The sequence below is a fragment of the Falsiroseomonas selenitidurans genome (assembly GCF_012103215.1).
Taxonomy (GTDB): domain Bacteria; phylum Pseudomonadota; class Alphaproteobacteria; order Acetobacterales; family Acetobacteraceae; genus Falsiroseomonas; species Falsiroseomonas selenitidurans.
This window is the reverse complement of record NZ_JAAVNE010000047.1, coordinates 1-20,795: the sequence shown is the minus strand read 5'-3', so window position 1 is coordinate 20,795 and position 20,795 is coordinate 1. Positions and strand designations below refer to the sequence as shown.

The 20,795-nt window shown below is 71.8% G+C and carries 19 protein-coding genes; 8 read left to right on the top strand and 11 right to left on the bottom strand.

All coding sequences use genetic code 11. From position 1 onward, the window contains the following. The first annotated feature begins 165 nt into the window (after positions 1-165). Both HEQ75_RS21895 and HEQ75_RS21890 read left to right on the top strand, forming a co-directional pair. On the top strand, positions 166-1,380 hold the full coding sequence (locus HEQ75_RS21895; RefSeq protein ID WP_168034256.1) for a CaiB/BaiF CoA transferase family protein: 1,215 nt from the start codon (positions 166-168) through the stop codon (positions 1,378-1,380). Then, a complete protein-coding gene (locus HEQ75_RS21890; RefSeq protein WP_168034255.1) occupies positions 1,377-2,237 on the top strand; it encodes an HpcH/HpaI aldolase/citrate lyase family protein in 861 nt (286 codons plus the stop codon). Before HEQ75_RS21895 ends, HEQ75_RS21890 begins: the two co-directional genes overlap by 4 nt. A gap of 3 nt (positions 2,238-2,240) precedes the next feature. Here the strand turns inward: HEQ75_RS21890 and HEQ75_RS21885 are convergent, their stop codons facing one another. The 10 genes from HEQ75_RS21885 to HEQ75_RS21840 all read right to left on the bottom strand — a co-directional run bounded on the left by HEQ75_RS21885 (position 2,241) and on the right by HEQ75_RS21840 (position 12,979). Beyond that, entirely contained in the window at positions 2,241-2,477 is a 237-nt protein-coding gene (locus tag HEQ75_RS21885) for a thioredoxin family protein (protein ID WP_168034254.1), read from the bottom strand. 11 nt (positions 2,478-2,488) lie between these two features. After that, entirely contained in the window at positions 2,489-3,541 is a 1,053-nt protein-coding gene (locus tag HEQ75_RS21880) for a permease (RefSeq protein WP_168034253.1), read from the bottom strand. Positions 3,542-3,798: 257 nt separating this feature from the next. After that, positions 3,799-4,644, bottom strand: a complete 846-nt coding sequence (locus tag HEQ75_RS21875; protein ID WP_168034252.1) for a sterol desaturase family protein — start codon at positions 4,642-4,644, stop codon at positions 3,799-3,801. A gap of 44 nt (positions 4,645-4,688) precedes the next feature. Continuing rightward, entirely contained in the window at positions 4,689-5,891 is a 1,203-nt protein-coding gene (locus HEQ75_RS21870) for an MFS transporter (RefSeq protein ID WP_168034251.1), read from the bottom strand. A gap of 30 nt (positions 5,892-5,921) precedes the next feature. Next, positions 5,922-6,989, bottom strand: coding sequence for an ABC transporter ATP-binding protein (locus tag HEQ75_RS21865; RefSeq protein ID WP_168034250.1), 1,068 nt, complete (start codon positions 6,987-6,989; stop codon positions 5,922-5,924). Positions 6,990-6,991: 2 nt separating this feature from the next. Further along, positions 6,992-8,731, bottom strand: coding sequence for an ABC transporter permease (locus HEQ75_RS21860; protein ID WP_168034249.1), 1,740 nt, complete (start codon positions 8,729-8,731; stop codon positions 6,992-6,994). 4 nt (positions 8,732-8,735) lie between these two features. Beyond that, on the bottom strand, positions 8,736-9,800 hold the full coding sequence (locus HEQ75_RS21855; RefSeq protein WP_168034248.1) for an ABC transporter substrate-binding protein: 1,065 nt from the start codon (positions 9,798-9,800) through the stop codon (positions 8,736-8,738). A gap of 34 nt (positions 9,801-9,834) precedes the next feature. Further along, positions 9,835-10,893, bottom strand: coding sequence for an ABC transporter substrate-binding protein (locus HEQ75_RS21850; RefSeq protein WP_168034247.1), 1,059 nt, complete (start codon positions 10,891-10,893; stop codon positions 9,835-9,837). Positions 10,894-10,963: 70 nt separating this feature from the next. Then, the gene (locus HEQ75_RS21845) at positions 10,964-11,764 is read right to left on the bottom strand and encodes an enoyl-CoA hydratase (protein WP_235962041.1); all 801 of its coding nucleotides are present in this window, start codon (positions 11,762-11,764) and stop codon (positions 10,964-10,966) included. A gap of 18 nt (positions 11,765-11,782) precedes the next feature. Next, the gene (locus HEQ75_RS21840; protein ID WP_168034245.1) at positions 11,783-12,979 is read right to left on the bottom strand and encodes a CaiB/BaiF CoA transferase family protein; all 1,197 of its coding nucleotides are present in this window, start codon (positions 12,977-12,979) and stop codon (positions 11,783-11,785) included. Positions 12,980-13,106: 127 nt separating this feature from the next. Here HEQ75_RS21840 and HEQ75_RS21835 point away from each other — a divergent pair, with 127 nt between their 5' ends. The 6 genes from HEQ75_RS21835 (at position 13,107) to HEQ75_RS21810 (ending at position 19,637) form a co-directional block, all read left to right on the top strand. After that, positions 13,107-13,901, top strand: coding sequence for a GntR family transcriptional regulator (locus HEQ75_RS21835; RefSeq protein WP_168034244.1), 795 nt, complete (start codon positions 13,107-13,109; stop codon positions 13,899-13,901). Beyond that, entirely contained in the window at positions 13,898-14,728 is an 831-nt protein-coding gene (locus tag HEQ75_RS21830; protein ID WP_168034243.1) for a sugar phosphate isomerase/epimerase family protein, read from the top strand. The genes HEQ75_RS21835 and HEQ75_RS21830 overlap by 4 nt, the downstream gene beginning before the upstream one ends. Then, positions 14,725-15,810 carry a mandelate racemase/muconate lactonizing enzyme family protein gene (locus HEQ75_RS21825; protein ID WP_168034242.1) on the top strand — a complete coding sequence of 362 codons (1,086 nt, stop codon included), beginning with the start codon at positions 14,725-14,727 and terminating at the stop codon, positions 15,808-15,810. The genes HEQ75_RS21830 and HEQ75_RS21825 overlap by 4 nt, the downstream gene beginning before the upstream one ends. A 130-nt stretch (positions 15,811-15,940) precedes the next feature. Then, on the top strand, positions 15,941-16,813 hold the full coding sequence (locus HEQ75_RS21820) for an FAD binding domain-containing protein (protein WP_168034241.1): 873 nt from the start codon (positions 15,941-15,943) through the stop codon (positions 16,811-16,813). Next, the gene (locus tag HEQ75_RS21815; protein ID WP_168034240.1) at positions 16,810-17,298 is read left to right on the top strand and encodes a (2Fe-2S)-binding protein; all 489 of its coding nucleotides are present in this window, start codon (positions 16,810-16,812) and stop codon (positions 17,296-17,298) included. Before HEQ75_RS21820 ends, HEQ75_RS21815 begins: the two co-directional genes overlap by 4 nt. After that, the gene (locus HEQ75_RS21810) at positions 17,295-19,637 is read left to right on the top strand and encodes a xanthine dehydrogenase family protein molybdopterin-binding subunit (protein WP_168034239.1); all 2,343 of its coding nucleotides are present in this window, start codon (positions 17,295-17,297) and stop codon (positions 19,635-19,637) included. Before HEQ75_RS21815 ends, HEQ75_RS21810 begins: the two co-directional genes overlap by 4 nt. Positions 19,638-19,795: 158 nt before the next feature. Here the strand turns inward: HEQ75_RS21810 and HEQ75_RS21805 are convergent, their stop codons facing one another. Then, positions 19,796-20,521 (bottom strand): hypothetical protein, encoded by a 726-nt coding sequence (locus HEQ75_RS21805; RefSeq protein ID WP_168034238.1) that lies wholly within the window; start codon positions 20,519-20,521, stop codon positions 19,796-19,798. Positions 20,522-20,795: the final 274 nt, after the last annotated feature.

The following is a 20,795-nucleotide window of genomic DNA, read 5'->3' as shown; positions in this document are numbered from 1 at the left end:
GGCCTCACGAGATTCCGACCTGCGGCCCGAAGGGCCACGCGCGCGAATGCGCGCCGCGGCCAGTGCCGCGAAGCCAAGGGCCGCGGATGCGGCCCGCCCGTCACGCCTGTGGCGTGCCGGTGGCAGGGTTGAGAGGCACGAAGGTGAAACCTTCGTGCGCCGAGCATGAGTGGTGGCCCGCTGGAGGGCGTGCGGGTGGTGGACCTCACCGCCGTGGTCGTCGGCCCGATCTGCTCCCGCACCCTCGCCGACCAGGGGGCGGAGGTCATCAAGGTGGAGGCGCCGGGCGGCGGCGACCTGCTGCGCACCATGGCGCAGGGCAGCCGCAACCCCGGCATGTCCGGCAAGTTCATGCAGTTCAACCGCAACAAGCGGTCCTTCTGCGTCGACATCAAGCATCCGGAGGGCCAGGCGGCACTGCTGGCGCTGATCCGCACCGCGGATGTCTTCGTCAGCAACATCCGCCCCAACGCGCTGGACCGCGCCGGGCTGGGGTGGGAGGCGCTGCGCGCGATCAACCCGCGCCTGATCCACTGCGCCATCCTCGCCTTCGGCCGCGGCGGCCCCTATTTCAACCGCCCGGCCTACGACCCGATCATCCAGAGCCTGTCCGGCGTCGCCGGCACCTTCCACCGCGCGAATGGCGAGCCGCGCTTCGTGCCGATGGTGATGACGGACCACATCACCGGGCTGATCGCCGCGCAATGCATCGGCTTCGCGCTATACCGCCGCGAAAGGACCGGCGTGGGCGAGGCGATCGAGGTGCCGATGTTCGAGAACATGGCCTCCTTCGTCATGAGCGAGCATCTCGGCGCCGGCACCTTCGACCCGCCGGTGGGGCCGCTCGGCGATGGCCGGCTGCTGAGCCCGGATTACCGGCCGGTGCCGACGCGGGATGGCTACATCACGGTCGGCCCCAACACCAACGCCCAGGCCTTCGCCTTCTTCGACGCCATCGGCCGGCCGGCGTTGAAGACCGATCCGCGATTCCTGAACGCCGCCGCGCGCACGGCCAATGCCGCCGAATACCTCAAGGTGCGCGCCGCGGCGATGCGGGAGAAGACGACGGCGGAATGGCTGGCGATCCTCGGCGCGGCGGATGTGCCGGCCGCCGCCTACAACAGCCTGGACGACCTGCTGCAGGACCCGCACCTTGCCGCCACCGGCTTCTTCGCGCCGGAGGATCACCCGAGCGAGGGCCGCATCCGCCGCACCGCCACGCCCAACCGCTTCAGCGGCGGCATGCGGGAGGATGCGCTGCCGGCGCCGCGCCTGGGCGCCGATACCCGCGCCGTGCTGCGGGAGGCCGGGCTGGACGATGCGGCGATCGACCGCCTGGTGGAAGCCGGCATCGTCGCCACGCCGGAGGCGCGCGCATGACCGACCACCCCGCCCGCTGGCGATCCCTGCTGTTCGTGCCCGTGCTGGCCGAGCGCTTCGTCGCCAAGGCGCATACGCGGCAGGCCGATGTCATCATCCTCGACCTGGAGGATTCCATCCTGCCCGCGCGCAAGGCGGAAGCCCGCGCGGCGCTGGCCGCGGCCGCGGCGCAGGTCGGCCAGGCGGGCGCCACGGTCTGCGTCCGCGTCAACCGGCCGCTGGACCTCGCCGTGCCGGACATCGAGGCCGCGATCGCCGCCGGCGCCACCGCGCTGATGCTGCCCAAGGTGATGGGCGCCGAGCATGTGCGCCTGCTGGCGGAACTGGCCGCCGCTGCCGAGGCCCGGCACGGCCGCGCACCCACGCGCTTCCTCGCCATTGTCGAGACGGCGGAGGCGCTGCCCCGCCTGCCCGACATCGCGCGCGCCGATCCAAGGGTGGTGGCGCTCGGCGTGGGTGGGGAGGATCTGGCGACGGAGATGGAGGCGGTGCCCGCCGCCGACAGCCTGTACCTGCCGGCGATGCTGGCGCTGCTGGCGGCACGCGGGGCGGGCATCACGCCGCTGGGCTCGCTCGGCGCCTTCGCATCCTTCGACGATCCGGAAGCCTATCGCACCGCGCTGCGGCGGTCCCGCGCGCTGGGCTTCGGCTGCGCCGCCTGCATCCACCCGGCACAGGTGCCGATCATCAACGAGATCTACGGGCCGAGCCCGGAGGCGGTGGACCGCGCCCGCCGCCTGATCGCGTGTTTCGAGCAGGCGGTCGCGGAAGGACAGGGCGCGGTGGCCTTCGAGGGGGCGATGATCGACCTGCCGGTGGTGGACCGCGCGAAGCGGCTGCTCGCCCGGGCGCGCTGAGCCTCAGCCCGCCAGCCAGCGCGCCAGATCGGCGGGCTTCGGCAGCCCGCCCGCATGCACCACCTTGCCATCCACCACGATGCCGGGGGTGGCGGCGATGCCGTAGCCGGCGATCGCGGCGTAATCCGTGACCTTGGAGACGGTGACCGGCATCCCGGCCTGCGCCGCGGCATCCTGCACCATCTGCACCGCCGCATCGCAGCGCTTGCAGCCCGGGCCGAGCACCTTCACGTCCTTCATGGCAAAACCCCTCACGCGAACAGCAGGTTGAACAGGAATCCCACGGCCAGGATGCCGGCACCGACCACCGCGACGAAGACCGCGATCAGCTTCGGCGACAGCACCTTGCGCAGGATGATCAGCTCCGGCAGCGACAGCGCGATGACGCTCATCATGAAGGCCAGCACGGTGCCGAGCGCCGCGCCCTTGCCCAGCAGCGCCTCCACCACCGGGATGATGCCGGCGGCGTTGGAATACATCGGGATGCCGACGAGCACGGCGGCCGGCACGGACCACCAGGCCTCCTTGCCCATGATCGAGGCCAGCAATTCCGCCGGCGCATAGCCATGGATCAGCGCGCCCATGGCGATGCCGGCGATGATCCAGGGCCAGACGCGGCCGACGATATCGTGGACGGAGTCGCGCCCGGCGCGGATGCGGTCCGGCCAGGCCGGCGCCGCTTCCTCCAGGCTGGCGGGGCCGGCATGGATCTGCAGCACCCAGGGCTCCAGCCAGGATTCCAGGTGCAGGCGCCCGATCACCCAGCCGGCGGTGATGGCGATGGCGAGGCCGAAGCCGAGATAGACCAGCGCCACCTGCCAGCCCAGCAGCGCGAACAGCAGCCCCAGCGCCACCTCATTCACCATCGGCGCGGCGATGAGGAAGGAGAAGGTGACGCCGAGCGGCACCCCGGCGGAGACGAAGCCGATGAACAGCGGCACGGCGGAGCAGGAGCAGAAGGGCGTCAGCACGCCGAGCCCGGCCGCCAGCACATTGCCCGCCCCCACGCGCCGCCCCGCCAGCAGCGCCCGCGTGCGCTGCGGGGAGAAGAAGCTGCGCACAACGCCCATGGCGAAGACCACCAGCAGCAGAAGCAGCAGCACCTTCGGCACGTCGTACAGGAAGAAGGCGATCGCCTCGCCCAGCCGGCTGTGCCGGTCCAGCGGCAGCAGGGAGACCAGCCAGTCCGAGACTGGCACGAGCTGGCTGTACGCCAACGCCCAGGCCGCAAGCCCGGCGGCGCAGCCCGCCAGCCAGACCAGCGCCGCATGACGCGCCGGGGATATGCCGCCGGAGACGCTCATGCGCCGGCTTGTCCGAGCTTCCGCATCTGTGCCGCTGTCCCCTGCGATCCGGCGCGACCATGGCAGGAAGCGGCCTTGAACATCTTGCGGCGCATCAACCCCGGCGCCCCGCATCATGCGCGCCGTGGGATCAGGACCAGCCCCTGCCTGTCGTCGATGCCCACCATCATGCGGGCCATCCGGCGCCGCGGCCGAGACCGGCCTGACCCGCGAAGCCCCGTACCGTGCCCCATCCAGGCTGGAGGCGCAGGGCCGGATCAGCCGGGCGGCGGGGCGGGTGACGTTCGGCCGCTGAAGGATGCGGGGCCACCCCGCAGCGGTTGCACCAGCATCCGGTCCAGCCGCAGGTCGCGCGGATCGCGGAACGCGTCCAGCCCCAGGGTCATGCCGGCATGGCCGGCGGCGGGTTGCGCCCGGTAGGTGCCGAACAGCCGGTCCCAGGCGGCCAGGTTGAAGCCGAAATTGCTGTTCGTCTCCTGCGGCACCACCGAATGATGAACCCGGTGCATGTCCGGCGTCACCAGCACCCGGCGCAGCACGCGGTCCAGCCCTTCGGGCAGGCGCAGATTGGCGTGGTTGAACAGGGAGGTCGCGTTCAGCAGGATCTCGAACAGCAGCACCGCCACCGCCGGCGCGCCCAGCGCCACCACCGCCGCCAGCTTGATGAGCATGGAGACGAGGATCTCCAGCGGGTGGAAGCGCAGCCCTGTGGTCACGTCCACATCCAGGTCCGCATGGTGCATCCGGTGCAGCCGCCACAGCAGCGGCACGGCGTGGAACAGCCGGTGCTGCAGGTAGATGACCAGGTCGAGCAGCAGGATGGCCAGCACCACCGCCGCCGGGCCGGCCAGGCCGAGCCAGGGCAGCAGCCCGGCGCCCTGCGCCTCCGCCGCCAGGGCCACGCCCACCGCCGCCGTGGGGAAGACGAGGCGCAGCACCAGCGTGTCCAGCAGCACGATGCCGAGGTTGGAGGGCCAGCGCCGCCAGCGCGGGTGCTGCGGCCGTCGCCGCGGGGACAGCGCCTCCGCCACCGCCATCAGCGCGAGGATTGCGGCGAAGGGCAGCAGGCGCAGCAGCGGCTCATGCGGCAGGATCGCGTTCATCGGTCGCCTCCGGCCCCGACCATAGCGGAAGGCGGCGCGTCGCGTCAGGCCGGGCGGCCGAGCCGGCGCAAGACCAGCAGGCCCAGCAGCGTCACCACCGCGACATGGCCGAAGGCCAAGCCCCAGGAGGACAGCGCCTCCGGCCCTGCCCAGTCCAGCGCCAGGCCGACGCCGAGCGGGCCGAGGAAGCCGCCGGCATAGCCGCACATGCTGTGCAGCCCCATGGTGGCGCCGCGCAGGCCGGGTTCCGCCGCCTGCACCGTGCCGGCCGTCAGCGCGGAACTGTCCAGGTAGATCGCGGCGTTCCAGGCCAGCACGCAAGCCACGGCGAAGGGCGCGGAGACCAGGGCGGAGAAGCCGGTGAGCAGCGACAGCAAGGCGGCCGCCCCCATCGCGGCGGCCACCACGCGGCCGCGGCCGAAGCGCTGCGCCGTCTCGTTGCCGAGGATGGAGACGGCAATGCCGGCCAGCCCGGCTGCGGTGAACAGCACCGGCGGCCCGGGCAGCCAATGGGGCGCGCCCTGCCGGGCGATGACCAGCGCCAGGAAGGTCACTGCCCAGGCGCGCAGCGCGGCCAGTTCCCAGGTGTGCACGGTGTAGCCGGCGATCCAGGCCATCGCCGCGCGGTTGCGCAGCACCGGCCGGAAATCCAGCAGCGCGCCCGGCGGCGGCGCGCCCGGCGGCCGGGCGGGCCGCGCATTCGGCAGCACCGCGGCGCCGATGCCGCAGGCCGCCAGCGCGGCCAGGCCGCCGAACAGGAAGGCCGCCCGCGGCCCCGCCAGCGCATCCAGCGTGCCGGCGACGAGGAAGGACAGGGCCCCGGCGATGCCAACCCCCGCCGCGTGCCAGGACACGGCGCGCGACTGCGCCGCGCCTTCCAGTCGATCCGCCAGCGCCTTCAGCCCCGGCATGTAGCAGCCCGCCCAGCCGATCCCGGCCAGCGCCCGCAGCGCCAGGCCGGACCAGAACCCCTCCGCCAGGACGGCGAAGCCGAAATGCGAGGCGGCGGTCAGCGCCGTGCCCAGCAGGTAGATGCGCCGCGCCGGCAGCCGGTCCGTCAGCGCCACCAGCACCGGCACGGCGGCGACATAGGCGGCGAAGAAGGCGCCGATCAGCCAGCCGGCCTGGGTGGCCGAAAGCTGCCAGTCGGCCAGGTAGAAGGGCAGCAATGCCGGCAGGGTGAAGGCGGCGATCTGCGCCAGCACCTGCGCCACCACGATGGCGGCGACGAAGCGGGAAGCCTGCATGGCGGCCGGTGGCGAGAAGCGCCGGCGGCGCTACACCACCATCGCCATCTGCTGCGGGTCGAATGCCAGCCAGACTCGCTCGCCCACGTCATGCACCTGCAGCGGCGGCGCGGTGGCGCGCAGCCGCAGGTCGCTGCCATCGGCGGCCACCACATAATCCCAGGTTTCGCCCAGGAAGGTGCGCTGCGCCACCACGCCGCCGAGCACCGGGCCACCCCCGTCGGGCCGCGCACGATGCAGCCCGATACTCTGCGGCCGGACCGAGACCAGGATGTCCCCGCCCGCCGCCGCCTCCGCCCCCGGCACCTGGCCGGCCTGCATGGCGATGCCGCCGAAGCCGATCTCGCCGTTGCGCAGCTGCGCCTGCAGCAGGTTGGTACGGCCGATGAAGCCGGCGACGAAGCGGGTGCGCGGCCTCGTGTAGAGCATGTGCGGCGCATCCACCTGTTCGATCCGCCCGGCATTCATCACCGCGATGCGGTCCGAGGTGGCCATCGCCTCCGCCTGGTCGTGCGTCACATAGACGGTGGTGATGCGGAATTCGTCGTGCAGGCGGCGGATCTCGAAGCGCATCTCCTCCCGCAGATTGGCGTCGAGGTTGGACAGCGGCTCGTCCAGCAGCAGCACCGCGGGCTTCACCACGATGGCGCGGGCGAGGGCCACGCGCTGCTGCTGGCCGCCCGAAAGCTCCGCCGGGTAGCGCGCCGCCAGGTGGCCCATCTGCACCACCTCCAGGATCTCCGCCACGCGCCGGCGGATCTCCTCCGCCCCCAGCTTCCGCAGCTTCAGGCCGAAGCCGACATTCTCCGCCACCGTCATGTTCGGCCAGATGGCGTAGCTCTGAAAGATCATGGACATGCCGCGCTTTTCCGGCGGCAGCACCGCGCCGGGGGCGGAGATGGCCTGGCCGTCGAGCGAGATGGTGCCCTCGTTCGGGTCGACGAAGCCCGCGATCATGCGCAGCGTGGTGGTCTTGCCGCAGCCGGAGGGGCCGAGCAGGGAGACGAACTCGCCTTCCTGCAGCGTCAGGTCGATGCGGTCCACCACGCGGTTGGGGCCGTAGGCCTTGGTCAGGCCCTGGATCGAAAGACGCGACATCCTCAGTTTCTCCGCAGCATGAAGTCGCGGCCGACCAGCTTCATGCCGATGCCGACGAAGACCATGGTGACCACCAGCAGCAGCCCGCCGAAGGCGGCCAGCACCTCGAAATTGCCGGCCTCGCTGAGGTCATAGAGCAGCACGGACATGGTGCGCGTGCGCGGCCCGACCAGGAAGATCGCCGCCGACAATTCGCGGGAGGCGACGATGAACACGATCAGCCAGCCACCCAGCAGCGCCTTCTTCACCAGCGGCGCCGTGACCATGCGGATGGCATGCAGCCGCCCGCTGCCCAGGATGCGCGCCGCTTCCTCCATCTCCGGATGCACGGCGCGGATGGCGGAGGCGGAATTGGCATAGGCGATGGGCAGGAAGCGCGCCGCGAAGGCCAGGATGATGATCGTCGCCGTGCCGTACAGCGCGAAGGGCGGGGAGGCATAGGCGGCGTAGAAGCCGATCGCCATGACGATGCCGGGGATGACGAAGGGCGCCATGGCCAGGAAGCCCAGCGCATCGCCGAAGGGCATCAGCCGGCGCGCGACGATGTAGGCGATGAGCAGCGCCAGCACCACGGCGATGGTGGCGGCGGCGGCGGAAAACCAGATCGTGTTCCAGATCGAGGTCATCGCCATGTCGTGTTCGAAGATCAGCAGGCGGTAATTGGCCAGCGTCAGATTGTCCCACGCCAGGCCGCGGCCCCAGGCGCGGGCGAAGCTGGCCTGCAGCAGCACCATCAGCGGCGCGATGACCGACATCAGCCCCACCACGGCGCACCAGGCGAAGGCCACCCAGCGCCAGGGACCCAGCTTGATCGGCCGCCGCTCGCCGCCCTTGCCGGTCTGCGAGACGAAGCCCTTGCGCGCCAGCAACAGCTTCTGCACCACGATCATGCCGGCGGTGATCAGCAGCAGCGGCATGGCATAGGCGGCGGCCACCTCCACCCGAACCGGGTATTCGAAGAACTGCCAGAGCTGCGTGGTCACCACGTTGATGCGCGCCGGGATGCCGATAATGGCCGGCGTGCCGAACAGCGCGATGGCTTCGAGGAAGACGATGATGAAGCCGGCCATGATCGCCGGCCAGACCAGCGGCAGGGAGACCTTGCGCATCGCCGTCCAGGTGCCGGCACCGAGGATGTTGGCGGCGTCCTCCATCTCGGAGGAAACCAGGTCCAGCGCCGACTTCACGAAGATGAAGACCAGCGGGAAGGCGTTCAGCGCGATGACCAGCGCCAGGCCGGGGAAGCTGTAGACGTTGAACAGTGGCCCCTCCAGCCCTGTCATCGCCCGCCAGGCGATGTTGAGGAAGCCGCTGTTCGGCCCGGCGAGCAGGATCCAGCCGACCGCCGAAAGATAGGGTGGCAGGATGAACGCCCCCAGCACCACCGCCCAGGTCAGCCCCTTGAACGGCATGTCGGTGCGGGAGACCGCCCAGGCCATCGGCACCGCCATCACCACCGCCATGGTGGCCGACAGCAGGCCGAGCAGCAGGGAATTCACCAGCGCATCGACATAGCGCGACCGGCCATAGGCCGAGACGTAGTTCATCAGCGTGAAGGCGCCGGTGTTCCGCGTCTCGAAGCTGACCACCAGCAGCTTGCCCAGCGGGAAGGCCACCAGGAACAGCAGGATGGCGATCAGCAGCACCCAGAGCAGGCTGACAGGCTCCAGCCGCGCGAGGCGGCTGGCGAGGCGGCCGCGCGCCGGCGCGGCCGGATGGGGCAGGGCGGGGGCTTCGCTCATCCGATCAGACGCCGAAGATGTCGCGCCAGAGTTCCTTGACCTCGGTCATCTCGGTCTCCACCTGGCGCGGCGTCGGCGTGATGGTCTTGATCTCGTCCAGCGGACGGGACCCCACCGGCGGCGGCACCTCCGGCCGCAGCGATTCGGCGCGGAACTCGCGCACCGTGCGCGAATAGGCCGCGCCGCAGACGAACTCCATGAACAGCTTCGCCGCATTCGGGTGCGGCGCATTGGCGATGCCGGCGCTTGGCGCCGGCACCAGCAGCGTGCCGTCGGTGGGGTAGAGCAGCTGCAGCGGATTGCCGCGGGAGATGCTGAACAGCGTGGCGGCGGAGGGGATGCCGACGCCGACGATCCGCTCCCCGGCATTCAGCGTGGTCACCGGGTCGCCGGCGGAGCGGCCGATCTGCGGCTTGTTGCGCTCGAATTCCCGGAAGAAGCGCTCGCCATACATGGACTTCATCATGATGGCCCAATTGCCGATGGCGCCGCTGAAGCCGGGATGGCCGATGGCCATCTTGTCCTTCCATTTCGCGTCGGTCAGTTCCCGCCAGCTCTTCGGCGCATCGGCTTCGCTCAGCTGGTCGGTGCGGCGCGCCAGCAGGTACAGCGCCAGGTAGGAGATCTGGAAGTGGCCGTCGGCATCGGCGGCGTCGCGCGCCGCCTTCACCATGCCGGCGGCGTTCTGCGGCCTGTAGGCCAGCAGCCGCCCCTCGCCCTTCAGGAAGGTGAAGTGGCTGTAGTCGGTGGAGCTGAACACGTCGCACTGCGCCACGCGCGCCCGCGCATCCTGCGACAGCCGCTGGAACGCGACCTGGGAGGTGGTGCGCACCACGTTGCAGCGCACGCCCGGGTAGCGTTCCGTGAAGGCACGGCCGACAGCCTCGGAAGGCTGCGCCTGGAGCTGACCCGTGTACCAGGTCATCTCCCCTTCCTTCTGCGCCGCCTCGTACAGCTGGCGTTCATGCGCCGGCATGTCCTGCGCCGCAGCGCGGCGCGCGGGCAGGATCGCTGCCGCGGCCAGGGCGGTGGTGCCGGTGAGAAGGCCGCGCTTGGTGATAGCGGTCATGATGTCGCTCCCTGTTTGATGTCGTGCGGCGTCGTCAGACGCCGAAGGTGTCGCGCCAGGCTTCCCGCACCTCGGGCACGCCCTTCTCCTGTTCCTCCAGGCTGGGGGCCAGCAGGGTCACGTCGGCCAGCGGGCGTCCGCCCTCGGGCGGCGCCACGTCCGGGCGCAGCGGCTCGTTGAAGGTCTTGCGCACCGTCTCCGAAAGCCCCTTGCCGGCCTGGAATTCCATGAACAGCCTGGCCGCGTTCGGGTGTGGCGCATTGGCGATGATCGCGGAGGGCGCGATCGTCGCCAGCACGCCCTCGGTCGGGTAGATCAGCTTCAGCGGGTTGCCGCGGGAGATCGCCAGCTGCGTGGTGCCCACCGGCACGCAGAGGCCGACCGAGCGTTCGCCCGCATTCAGCGTCGTCACTGGGTCCTGGCTGGAACGGCCGATCTGCGGGTTGTTGCGCTCCAGCCGGGTGAAGTAGTCCCAGCCATACATCTTGCGCATCTGCACGGCCCAGACGCCGATGGCGCCGCTGAAGCCCGGGTGGCCGACCGCCAGCTTGTTCTTCCACTTCCCATCCAGCGCATCCGTCCAGCTCTTCGGCGCCTCCGCCTCCGGCACCAGCCGCGTGTTGTGCGTCATCAGGAACAGGCCGAGGAAGCTGGTGTGGAAGAAGTTCTCGGCGTCCGCGTTGCGGATCGCCGGCAGCATGCCGTCGGCATTCTGCGGCCGGTACTGCATCAGCCTTCCCTGCCGCTTCAGCTGCACGAAGTGGCCGGAATTGGTGGAGCTGAACACGTCGCACTGCGCGACATTGGCGCGCGCATCCTGCGACAGCCGCTGGAACGCAACCTGGGACGTGCTGCGCACGACATTGCAGCGCACGCCCGGGTAGCGTTCATTGAAGGCACGGCCGATGGCCTCGCTGGTTTCCGCGTTGTACTGGCCGGAATACCAGGTGATCTCGCCCTCGCGCTGCGCTGCCTCATACAGCTGGCGCTCATGCGCCGGCAGGCCCTGCGCCGCGGCGCGGAACGCCGCGCCGCCGCCCAGCATGATGCCGGTTCCGAGGGTCAGGATCTGGCGCTTGGTGAAGCTGCTCATTGTTGTCTCCTCCCGTCTCGTTGTTCAGGCACGTTCATGGGCACCCGCCGGGCACCCCTTGGGCGCCGGATCAGCGCCCGGTGAAGGTCGGCTTGCGCTTGGCCATGAAGGCGGTGCGCCCCTCGGCGTAGTCGGCGCTGTCGAAGCAGGCGCGGTACAGCGCCTCGAACCGCGCCTGGTCGATCGTCGCCGGCTCCCCGGCGATCTGGTCGATCCCCTCCTTCGAGGCGCGGATGGACAGCGGCGCGTTCTGCGCGATGGTCGCTGCCATCTCCCGCACCACCGTCTCCAGCTGGTCCGCCGGCACCACGCGGTTCACCAGCCCCCAGCGCAGCGCTTCCTCCGCATCCAGGAAGCGGCCGGTGAACATGATCTCCTTCGCCATCGCCGGCCCGACCAGCGAGACCAGCCGGCGCAGGCTGTGCCAGGCATAGGCGACGCCGAGCCTGGCGGCGGGGATGCCGAAGCGGCCGTCATCGGCGCTGATGCGGATATCCGCCACCATCGCGGTGGCGCAGCCGCCGCCGATGCAGAAGCCGTTGACCATGGCGATCAGCGGCTTGCCCAGGGATTCCAGCTTCTGCCGTGCGGCGGCGGAAATCGCGGAGTACCGCGCTTCCGCCTCCGCGCTGTCGCGCAGCGTGTCGAACTGGCTGATGTCGGCGCCGGAGGCGAAGGCCTTGCCACCGGCACCATGCATGACGACGACGCGCACCGCCGGATCCTCGGCGAAGCGTTCCGCCGCGGCGGCCACCGCCTCCCACATCTCCTGCGAGATGGCGTTGCGCTTCTCCGGCTGGTTGAAGGTGAGCCAGCCGATGCCGTCCTCGATGCGCGCGAGGATCTTGGGCGTGCTCAGGCGGATCTGCATGCCGTCCATCCGGGCCTCCTATCGGATCGCGCGCGCGGCGCGCAGGCGGTCGATCTCGTCCGGCGAAAGGCCCAGCTCGCCCAGCACGGCATCGGCATGCTGGTTGGCATCCGGCGTCGGCGAGCGGATGTCCCAGCCGATATCGGCCATGTTGATCGGGGTGCGCACCAGCTTCTGGTCGCCCAGCCTGGGGTGGGCCACCGGCTTCGCCATCTGCAGGTGCTGCACCTGCGGGTCGGCGAAGGTCTGGTCGATGGTGTTGATGGCGCCGCAGGGAATGCCCGCCGTGTCCAGCACCTCGATCCAGTGCAGGCTCGGCATGGTGGCGGTGACCTCGGAGATGGCCGCGTTGATCGCGGCGCGGTCGTCGGACCGACCATCGCGCGAATCCCAGCCCGGCCGCGCCTTCCAGTCCGGCTTGCCCAGCGCGTCGCAGAAGCGATCCCACATGCGCGGGGAAGACGCCGCCAGCGCGATCGGCCGGTCCTTCGTCGGGTAGACGCCGGTCGGGATGGAGGTCGGGTGGTCGTTGCCCGCCTGGCCCGCCACCTGCCCCGCCAGCAGCCAGCGGCTGGCCTGGAAGTCCAGCATGAAGACCATGGATTCCAGCAGGCTGGTGTGCACCCAGCGGCCGCGCCCGGTCTTCGTGCGGTCGAACAGCGCCATCATCACCGCCAGCGCCAGCAGGTTGCCGGCGGTGAGGTCCGCGATCGGGATGCCGACGCGTACCAGGCCCGCGCCGGGGACGCCGGTGATGCTCATCAACCCGCCCATCGCCTGCGCGATCTGGTCGACGCCGGCGCGGTGGCCGTAGGGCCCGTCCTGCCCGAAGCCGGAGATGGAGCCGTAGACGACGCGCGGATTGACCGCGGCGACGCTGGCATAGTCCACGCCGAGGCGGAATTTGACCGCCGCACGCATGTTCTCGATCACCACATCGGCGCCTTCGGCCATGCGCATGAACAGCGCGAGGCCCTCGGGCGTCTTCAGGTCGATCTGCAGGGCGCGCTTGTTGCGGTGCAGGTTCTGATAGTCGAAACCGTCCTGGTCGCCGGCGATCTCGCCGCCCTCGGAGGCGGGCGGGGCGATGCGGATCACCTCCGCCCCCCAATCCGCCAGGTGGCGCACGCAGGTGGGGCCGGCACGGGCGACCGTCAGGTCGAGCACGCGGAGGCCGGACAGGGGCAGGCCGGCGGTGCCGGACGCGCCGCTCATGCGCGCGCCGATCCTGGCCGATGCGTGCGGCACCGCAGCGCGGTGGTCACCATCGTCATCCTCCCGAAGGTTCTTTTTGCTGTCTTCAGCTTGTCAGCCCCGGGCGGAACTGTAAACAGTCTAAAGAATGGCCGACGCTCCTGCGCCGCAGAGGCTGGAACCGGCCGCTTCTTCGCGCGGGAAGCGGCACGGGAAGCCTGTACCCAAGCGCCGCCCGCGCCTGCCGCAGCCGCTCGGCCTCGATGTGGCGCAGCGGCTGGAGGCCCTGATCCTCGATGGCACGCTCGGCGCTGGCGAAAGGTTGAACGAGGTGGCGCTGGCGCGCAGCCTGGGCGTCAGCCGCGGCCCGGTGCGCGAGGCGGCGCGGGCGCTGGAGAAGACCGGCCTCGTCACCGTCATCATGAATCGCGGTGCCTTCGTGCGCAGCCTGCGCCTGGAGGAGGCGATGGAGATCTACGAGATCAACGGCGCGTTGTTCGGCCTGGCCGCGGCCAATGCCGCCGAGCGCGCGACGCCGGCCGAGGCGCAGGCCTTGCGCAGCCTGGTGGCGGCCATGCAGGCGGCGATCGCTCGTGGCGATCGCGAAGGGTTCTTCCGCGGCAACAGCGCCTTCCATGCCTGCATCCTTGCCTGCGCCCGCAACCGGGAGGCGGAGGCGCTGTATGGCCAGTTGACGCGCAAGCTGCTGCTGCTGCGCCGCCGGTCCTTCGAGCAACCGGCGCATATGGCGGAGGCGAATGCGGAACACGCCGCGCTGCTGGAAGCGATTGCCGCCGGCGACGCCGCCCTGGCGCGCGGCCTGGCGGAGGCGCATGCGCGCCTCGGCCGCGTGCGCTTCCTCGACTCCATCGGGCATGCGGCGATGCCGCCGCAGCCCGCAACCCGCGGCGCCAAGGCGCACAGGAAGGAGGAAACCCCATGACCCTGCTGGAGCGGATCGGCGTCGATGTCGGGCGGCGGCTGAAGCTGGAGGATGCCATCGCCTGGGCCGGCGCCCATGGCGTGCGGCACATCGACATCCAGCTCGACACCGGCGCCAATGCGGTGACCCGTTTCGACGCCGCCAGGGCGCGCGGCGTGCGCGCGCTGCTGGAGAAGCACCAGGTGCATCTCGGCCTGCACACGCTTTCCGCCGTCAACGTCGCGGAATATTCGCCCTTCCTGTCGGAAGCCGTCGATTCCTACATGAGGGCCTATATCGAGGCGATGCCGCTTCTCGGCGCGGAATCCATCGTCGTCCATGCCGGCTACCACTTCACCGCGGATGTGGCGATGCGCATGCAGGCGGGGCTCGACCGCCTGCGCCGCATGGTGGACCACGCGGAGAAGCACAAGGCGCTGCTGCTGCTGGAGAATCTGAACAAGGAGCCGGCCGATGCGGAGGTGCACTACCTGGCGCATACGGTGGCGGAGTGGAAATACTACTACGACGCCATCGACAGCCCGGCCTTCGCCCTGAGCTTCACCGCCAACCACGCGCACCTGCTGCCCGAGGGCGTGGCGGGATTCCTGGCGGAGATCCCGATGCATCGCGTGGTGGAGGTGCGGCTGGCGGATTGCTGGCGCAACGGCCATGAGCAGCACCTGGTCCCGGGTGAGGGCGATTTCGACTTCGGCGACATGTTCCGCCGCATCGAGGCGATGGGATTCAAGGGCCACTACATGAACGCCTTCGGCACGCTGGAACAGATGGAACAGGCCCGGCACGGCCAGGTGGCGGCGGCGCGTGCCGCCGGCGTCGCGGCATGACCCGCATCCGCGGCCTGCGCGCCTCGGTGGAGCGGCTGGTGCCGCCCAGCGCCGCCGCCAACTATGCCGGCACGGAAACCCCCACCTTCGTGCTCTGCCGGGTGGAGACGGAGGATGGCCTGGTCGGCACCGGCGTCACCGGTCGCTTCCTGGCCGATGAGGTGGCAGCGCTGCTGCCGCGCATGGCGGAGGCGCTGCGCGGCCAGGATGCGCGGCGCACGGAAGCCATCACCCGCAGCCTGACCGCGCGCTTCAACCCGCGCGGTGCGACCGGCGCCTTCACCGCGGCGCTGTCGGCGCTCGACATGGCGCTGTGGGACCTGCGGGCGCGGGCGCTGGGGGAGCCGCTGTGGCGGCTGCTGGGCGGCGCGCGGGATGCCGTGCCCTGCTACGCGACCGTCGGGCTGCCCGGCTATGCCGAGGCGGAGCTGGTGGATGTGTGCCGCAAGGCGGTGGCGCAAGGCTTCGTCGGCGTGAAGATGCTGGTCGCCGCCGGCGGGCGCGGCGTGGCGGAGGATGCGGCACGGGTGCGCGCGGTGCGCGATGCGCTCGGCCCGAAGCCGCTGCTGATGCTGGACGCGAATTGCGGCCTGGATGTCGCCACCGCCCGCCGCCTGGCGCGGATGGTGGAGGATTGCGACATCGCCTGGTTCGAGGAACCGGTGCTGGGCAACGATCTGGAGGCGCTGGCGACCCTGCGCCGCGCCACCCGCATTCCGCTCGCCGCCGGGCAGATGGTGCAGTCCCTGGCCTGGTTCCGGGAGGCGCTGACCCGCGGCGCGGTGGACTGGATCCAGCCCAACGCCGCCTTCTGCGGCGGCATCACCGCCGCGCTGCGCATCCTGTCCCTGGCCGAGGCGCATGGCACGCCGGTGGCCCATGCCGGCGGCTGGGACATCGCCAATGCGGCGCTGATGGCCGGCCACGCCCAGGGCGGGCTGCTGGAGATGCATGGCGCGCAGCTGGCGCTGCGCCAGCGCCTGGCGGAAGACCTGCTGCCGGAAGCCGGGGTGATGCGGCTGCCGGAGCGCCCCGGCATCGGCTTCGCCTTCCGGGAGGATCCCGCCCCGGCCCGTGCTTGACGGGCAGCAGGCCGCCCGCCAAATATGTCAGGACATTTGGGGCAATCGGGATGGGCGGCGCGGCGAAGCGGGATGCGGGGTGGGTGCTCCGCGGGTCCGACGGCAGGCGCTGCCCGTCCGGGGCGGCCGCATGAAGCCGGCGCGCTTCGCCTACCACGATCCCGATCATCTGGCGGAGGCCCTGGCGCTGCTAGCGCGGCTGGAGAATGCGCGGGTGCTCGCGGGCGGCCAGTCGCTGATGCCGATGCTCGCCATGCGCGTCGCCATGCCGGACCACCTCATCGACCTCAACCGCATCCCGGGGCTGGACGGCATCGTCGTGGCGGAGGGCAGCCTGCGGATCGGCGCCATGGCGCGGCAGCGCCGCATCGAGGACAGCCCGGCAATCCGCGCCGCCTGCCCGCTGATGACGGAGGCGCTGGGCCTTGTCGGCCATATCCAGACCCGCAACCGCGGCACCATCGGCGGGTCGCTGTGCCACCTGGACCCCTCGGCGGAACTGGTCACCGTGGCGGCGGCGCTGGATGCCACCATCGAGGTCGCCAGCGCCACCGGCACCCGCGATATCGGCATCGCCGACTTCCCGCTGGGCCTGATGACGCCTTCGCTGGCGGCGGAGGAGATGGTCGTCGGCCTCCGCATCCCGCTCTGGCCCGCCGGGCATGGCGCCTGCTTCACCGAATTCGCTCGTCGCCATGGCGACTACGCCATCGTCTCCGCCGCCGCGCTGCTGCTGCCGGATGCACAGGGCCGCATCGCACGGGTCTCCCTCACGCTCGGCGGCGTGTCCGCCGGGCCGCTGCGCCTGGCGGCGGCGGAGGCGATGCTGCTTGGCGAGGCGCCCTCGCCGGCGCTGTTCCGCGCCGCGGCGTCCTGCTGCGCGGGCATCGACGCGATGGAGGACCCGCAGGCCCCCGCATGGTACCGCCGCCGCCTGGCCACGGTGCTGGTGCGGCGCGCGCTGGAACAGGCCTGGGCCCGCACGGAAGGCGTCGCGGCATGAGCGAATCGCGCCACATCGCGCTGCACGTCAACGGCGAGCGGCGGGAGGCGGAGACGCCGGTGCGCCAGCACCTGGCGGATTTCCTGCGCGGCACGCTGGGCCTCACCGGCACGCATCTGGGCTGCGAGCACGGTGTCTGCGGCGCCTGCACCGTGCTGGTGGATGGCCGCGCCGTGCGTGCCTGCCTGATGCTGGCGGTGCAGGCGGCGGGCCGGGCCGTGACGACGATCGAGGGGCTGGCCGCGGCGGACGGCACGCTGCATCCGCTGCAGCAGGCCTTCTGCGACCATCACGGCCTGCAATGCGGCTTCTGCACGCCCGGCATCCTGGCGACGCTGGTGGAGTATCTGGCCGAGAACCCGGACCCCGGCGCGGAGGACCTGCGCATCGCCCTGTCCGGCAACATCTGCCGCTGCACCGGCTATGACAGCATCGTCGCCGCCGCGCTCGCCGCCGCCCGCGCCCTGCGCGGAGAAGCCGCGTGACCGCCGGGCGCCTCGTGGGCCGCGACGTCGCGCGGGTGGAGGATGCCGCGCTGATCCGCGGCCGCGGCCGCTTCGTGGACGACATCGCGCCGCCCGGCGCGCTGCACGCCGCCTTCCTGCGCTCCCCCCACGCGCATGCGCGCATCCTGCGCGTCGATACCGCGGCGGCGCGGGCGCTGCCCGGTGTGCAGGCCGTGCTGCTGGCGGATGACCTGCGGCCGCATCTGACCGACATGCGCCTGGTCGTCGCGCTGCCCAGCCCGTCCTATCGCCTGGAACTGCATCGCCCGATCCTGGCGGCGGCGGAGGTGGCGCATGTGGGGGAGGCGCTGGCCGTCGTCATCGCCGACAGCCGCGCGCTGGCGGAGGATGCGCTGGCGCTGATCGAGGTGGATTACGACCCGCTGCCGGCCATCGCCGATTGCGACGCGGCGCTGCTGCCGGATGCGCCGCTGGCGCACAGCGGGGCCGACTCCAACCTCGTGGCGCAGATGACCGTCGCCTATGGCGATGTGGATGCCGCCTTCGCCGCCGCGCCGCACCGCTTCGCGGAGACGCTGCACATCCATCGCGGCGGCAGCCATTCCATGGAATGCCGCGGCGTGGTCGCGCTGCACGATGCGACCGAGGACCGCCTGACGGTCTGGAGCTCCACCCAGACCCCGCACGCCGCGAAGCGCCTGCTCTGCGACCTGCTGGACATGGACGAATCGCGGCTGCGCGTGGTGACGCCGGATGTCGGCGGCGGCTTCGGCCCCAAGCTGGTCTTCTACCCGGAGGAGGTGGTGGTGCCGCTGGCGGCACGGCTGCTGGGGCGCCCGGTGAAGTGGATCGAGGACCGCGCCGAGCATTTCGTCGCGACAACGCAGGAACGCGACCAGAGCTGGCGGGTGGAGATCGCCACCGATGCAGCCGGCCGCATCCTCGGCCTGCGCGGGGATCTGGTGCATGACCATGGCGCCTGGACCGCGCGCGGCGTGAACGTGCCGCAGGGCGCCGTCGCCGCCATGCCGCTGGCCTACATGGTGCCCGCCTTCCGGATGACGATCCGCGCGGCGGTGACGAACAAGGTCCCGGTCACGCCGGTGCGCGGCGCCGGCCAGCCGCAGGGCGTCTTCGCCATGGAGCGGCTGCTGGACCGCGCCGCGCAGGGGCTGGGGCTGGACCGTGCGGAGATCCGCCGCCGCAACCTGGTGCCGGCCGACCGCATGCCCTACGCGACGCCGCTGAAGACGCGCGGCGGCATCGCCGTCACGCTCGACAGCGGCGACTACCCGCGCTGCCAGCAGATGGCGCTGGACGCCATCGACTGGGCCGGCTTCCCGGCACGCCAGCAGGCGGCGCGCCTGGCCGGGCGGCACCTCGGCATCGGCCTGGCCAATTATGTGGAGGGCACCGGGCGCGGCCCCTTCGAGCAGGTCTCGGTGCGTGTCGAACCCTCCGGGCGCATTGTCGTCGCCTCCGGCGCCGCCGCCATGGGGCAGAGCACCGCCACCATGCTGGCGCAGATCGTGGCCGAGCAGCTGGGCGCGGATGTGGCGGATATCCGCGTCATCACCGGGGATACCGCGGCCACGCCGCTGGGCATCGGCGGGTCCAACAGCCGCCAGGCGGTGCTGGCCGGCAGCTCCGCCCATGTGGCGGCGCTGAAGGTGCGGGAGAAGGCGCTGGCCATTGCCGGCACGATGCTGGAAGTGGCGACGGAGGACCTGGAGATCGAGGCCGGGGCGGTGCGCGTGAAGGGCGCGCCGGGCCTTTGCGTCACGCTGGCGGCCATCGCCCGCGCCGCCGCCGGCCAGCCCGGCTTCATGCTGCCGGGCGGCCGCGGCCCGGGCCTGGCGGCGACCGAGGAAGTGGTGATCGACGCCATGACCTATGCCAACGGCACCGCCGCGGTGGAGGTGGCGGTGGATGTGGAGACCGGCGGCGTCACCATCCTGCGCCTGGTCTTCGCGCATGATTGCGGGCGGGCGCTGCATCCGCGCATCGTCGACGGCCAGCTGATGGGTGGCATCGCGCATGGCATCGGCAACGCGCTGTATGAGCACATGCGCTTCGATGAGCAGGCGCAGCCCATCTCCACCACCCTGGCCGACTACCTGCTGGTGACGGCGACGGAGATGCCGCCGGTCGAGATCCTGCACCTGCACAGCCCGACGCCGCTGAACCCGCTGGGCATCAAGGGCGTCGGCGAGGCCGGCGTGATCCCCATTCCCGCCGCGGTGGCCGCGGCGGTGGAGGATGCGCTGGCACCCTTCGGCGCCCGTATCCGCCGCGTGCCGCTTTCGCCGGTGGATGTGGTGGCGCTGGTCGACCCCGCGGCAGCGGGGCCGCGCTGATCCCGGCCGGGGCCTGATGCCCAGCGCACGAAGGTCCGACCTGCGGCCCGAAGCGCCGAGCGCGCGCCGCAGCCCGCTCGGCGTTTGATGGGCACGAAGGCGAAGCCTTCCTGCGCCGGGTAGAGGCGGTGATCGGCCACCCCCACCAGGATCCGGCATCACCCCTCGGCGGCGAGCGTCAGCACCAGGTCCGGCTGCAGGCCGGTTGCCGCCTGCGGCGTGGCAAGGCCCAGCGCCTCGCTCAGCACACATTCCGCCACCAGCCAGCGCAGCCACCAGCCGAGCTGCGCCGGATGGTCGCTGCCGCCCAGGCCGGGTCCGGCGAGCACCACCACCCGCCAGGGCAGCGGCGCCGACGCGGTCGACCAGGCTTCGAGGCCGGGCATCGCCTCCAGCCGCCGGGGCGCCGGCTGGTCGGCAAAGAGGTCGGGCGACAGGGCCGGCTCCGTCTCCGCCACGGTGATGCCGAAGAAGCGATCCGCCGCCTCCTGCTGTTCGGCCTGCGGCGCGGCCGCGATGCCGCGGCGGGGCAGGGCGCCGAGATCGGCACGCGCCAGCAGCCCGGCGGCCCGCGCCAGACCCGCCGCGGCGTCCGGCCGGCGGGTGCGCAGCACGGCCAGCAGGGTGCCCGCCAGGGCGAGCCCACCCTCCACCGTCAGGCTGCGTCCATCCAGCCGCCACAGCGCCGCGGCGTTGGGGTGGCGCGCGAAGGCGTGGCGCAGCGGCACCCAGTCCCGTGCCAGGAGCGGCTCGGCGAGCGCTGCCGCCTCCGCCGCCGCCAGGGTCGGTTGCGGTGCCCCGCCCAGGACGGAGGCGCGGCCGGGCAGCACCAGATGGAAGCAGCCGATCCGCGACGCCTCCGCCTGGCGGGCCAAGGCCAGCATGGCCGCCAGCGCCGGTACCCGCTGGGCGGCGGGGTGTGGCGCCCCACGCGGCGCCGGGCTGGGCGCGGCAGGGTCCGGTGCGGCCGCCTGGGGCAGGGCAGGCGGTGCGGCGGGTGCGGGCGCCGGTGGCGGAAATGATGTCGAAGGCGCGCGCCGCCGACTGGGCCGCGAAGAGCCGCGCCGGCTGGCTGCCCGGGCGCCGCCCGGCGGCGCCGCCCTCCTGCACCACCCATGTCTCGGCCTGGGATGCGGCGGGGAATTGCGTGTCGCTGAC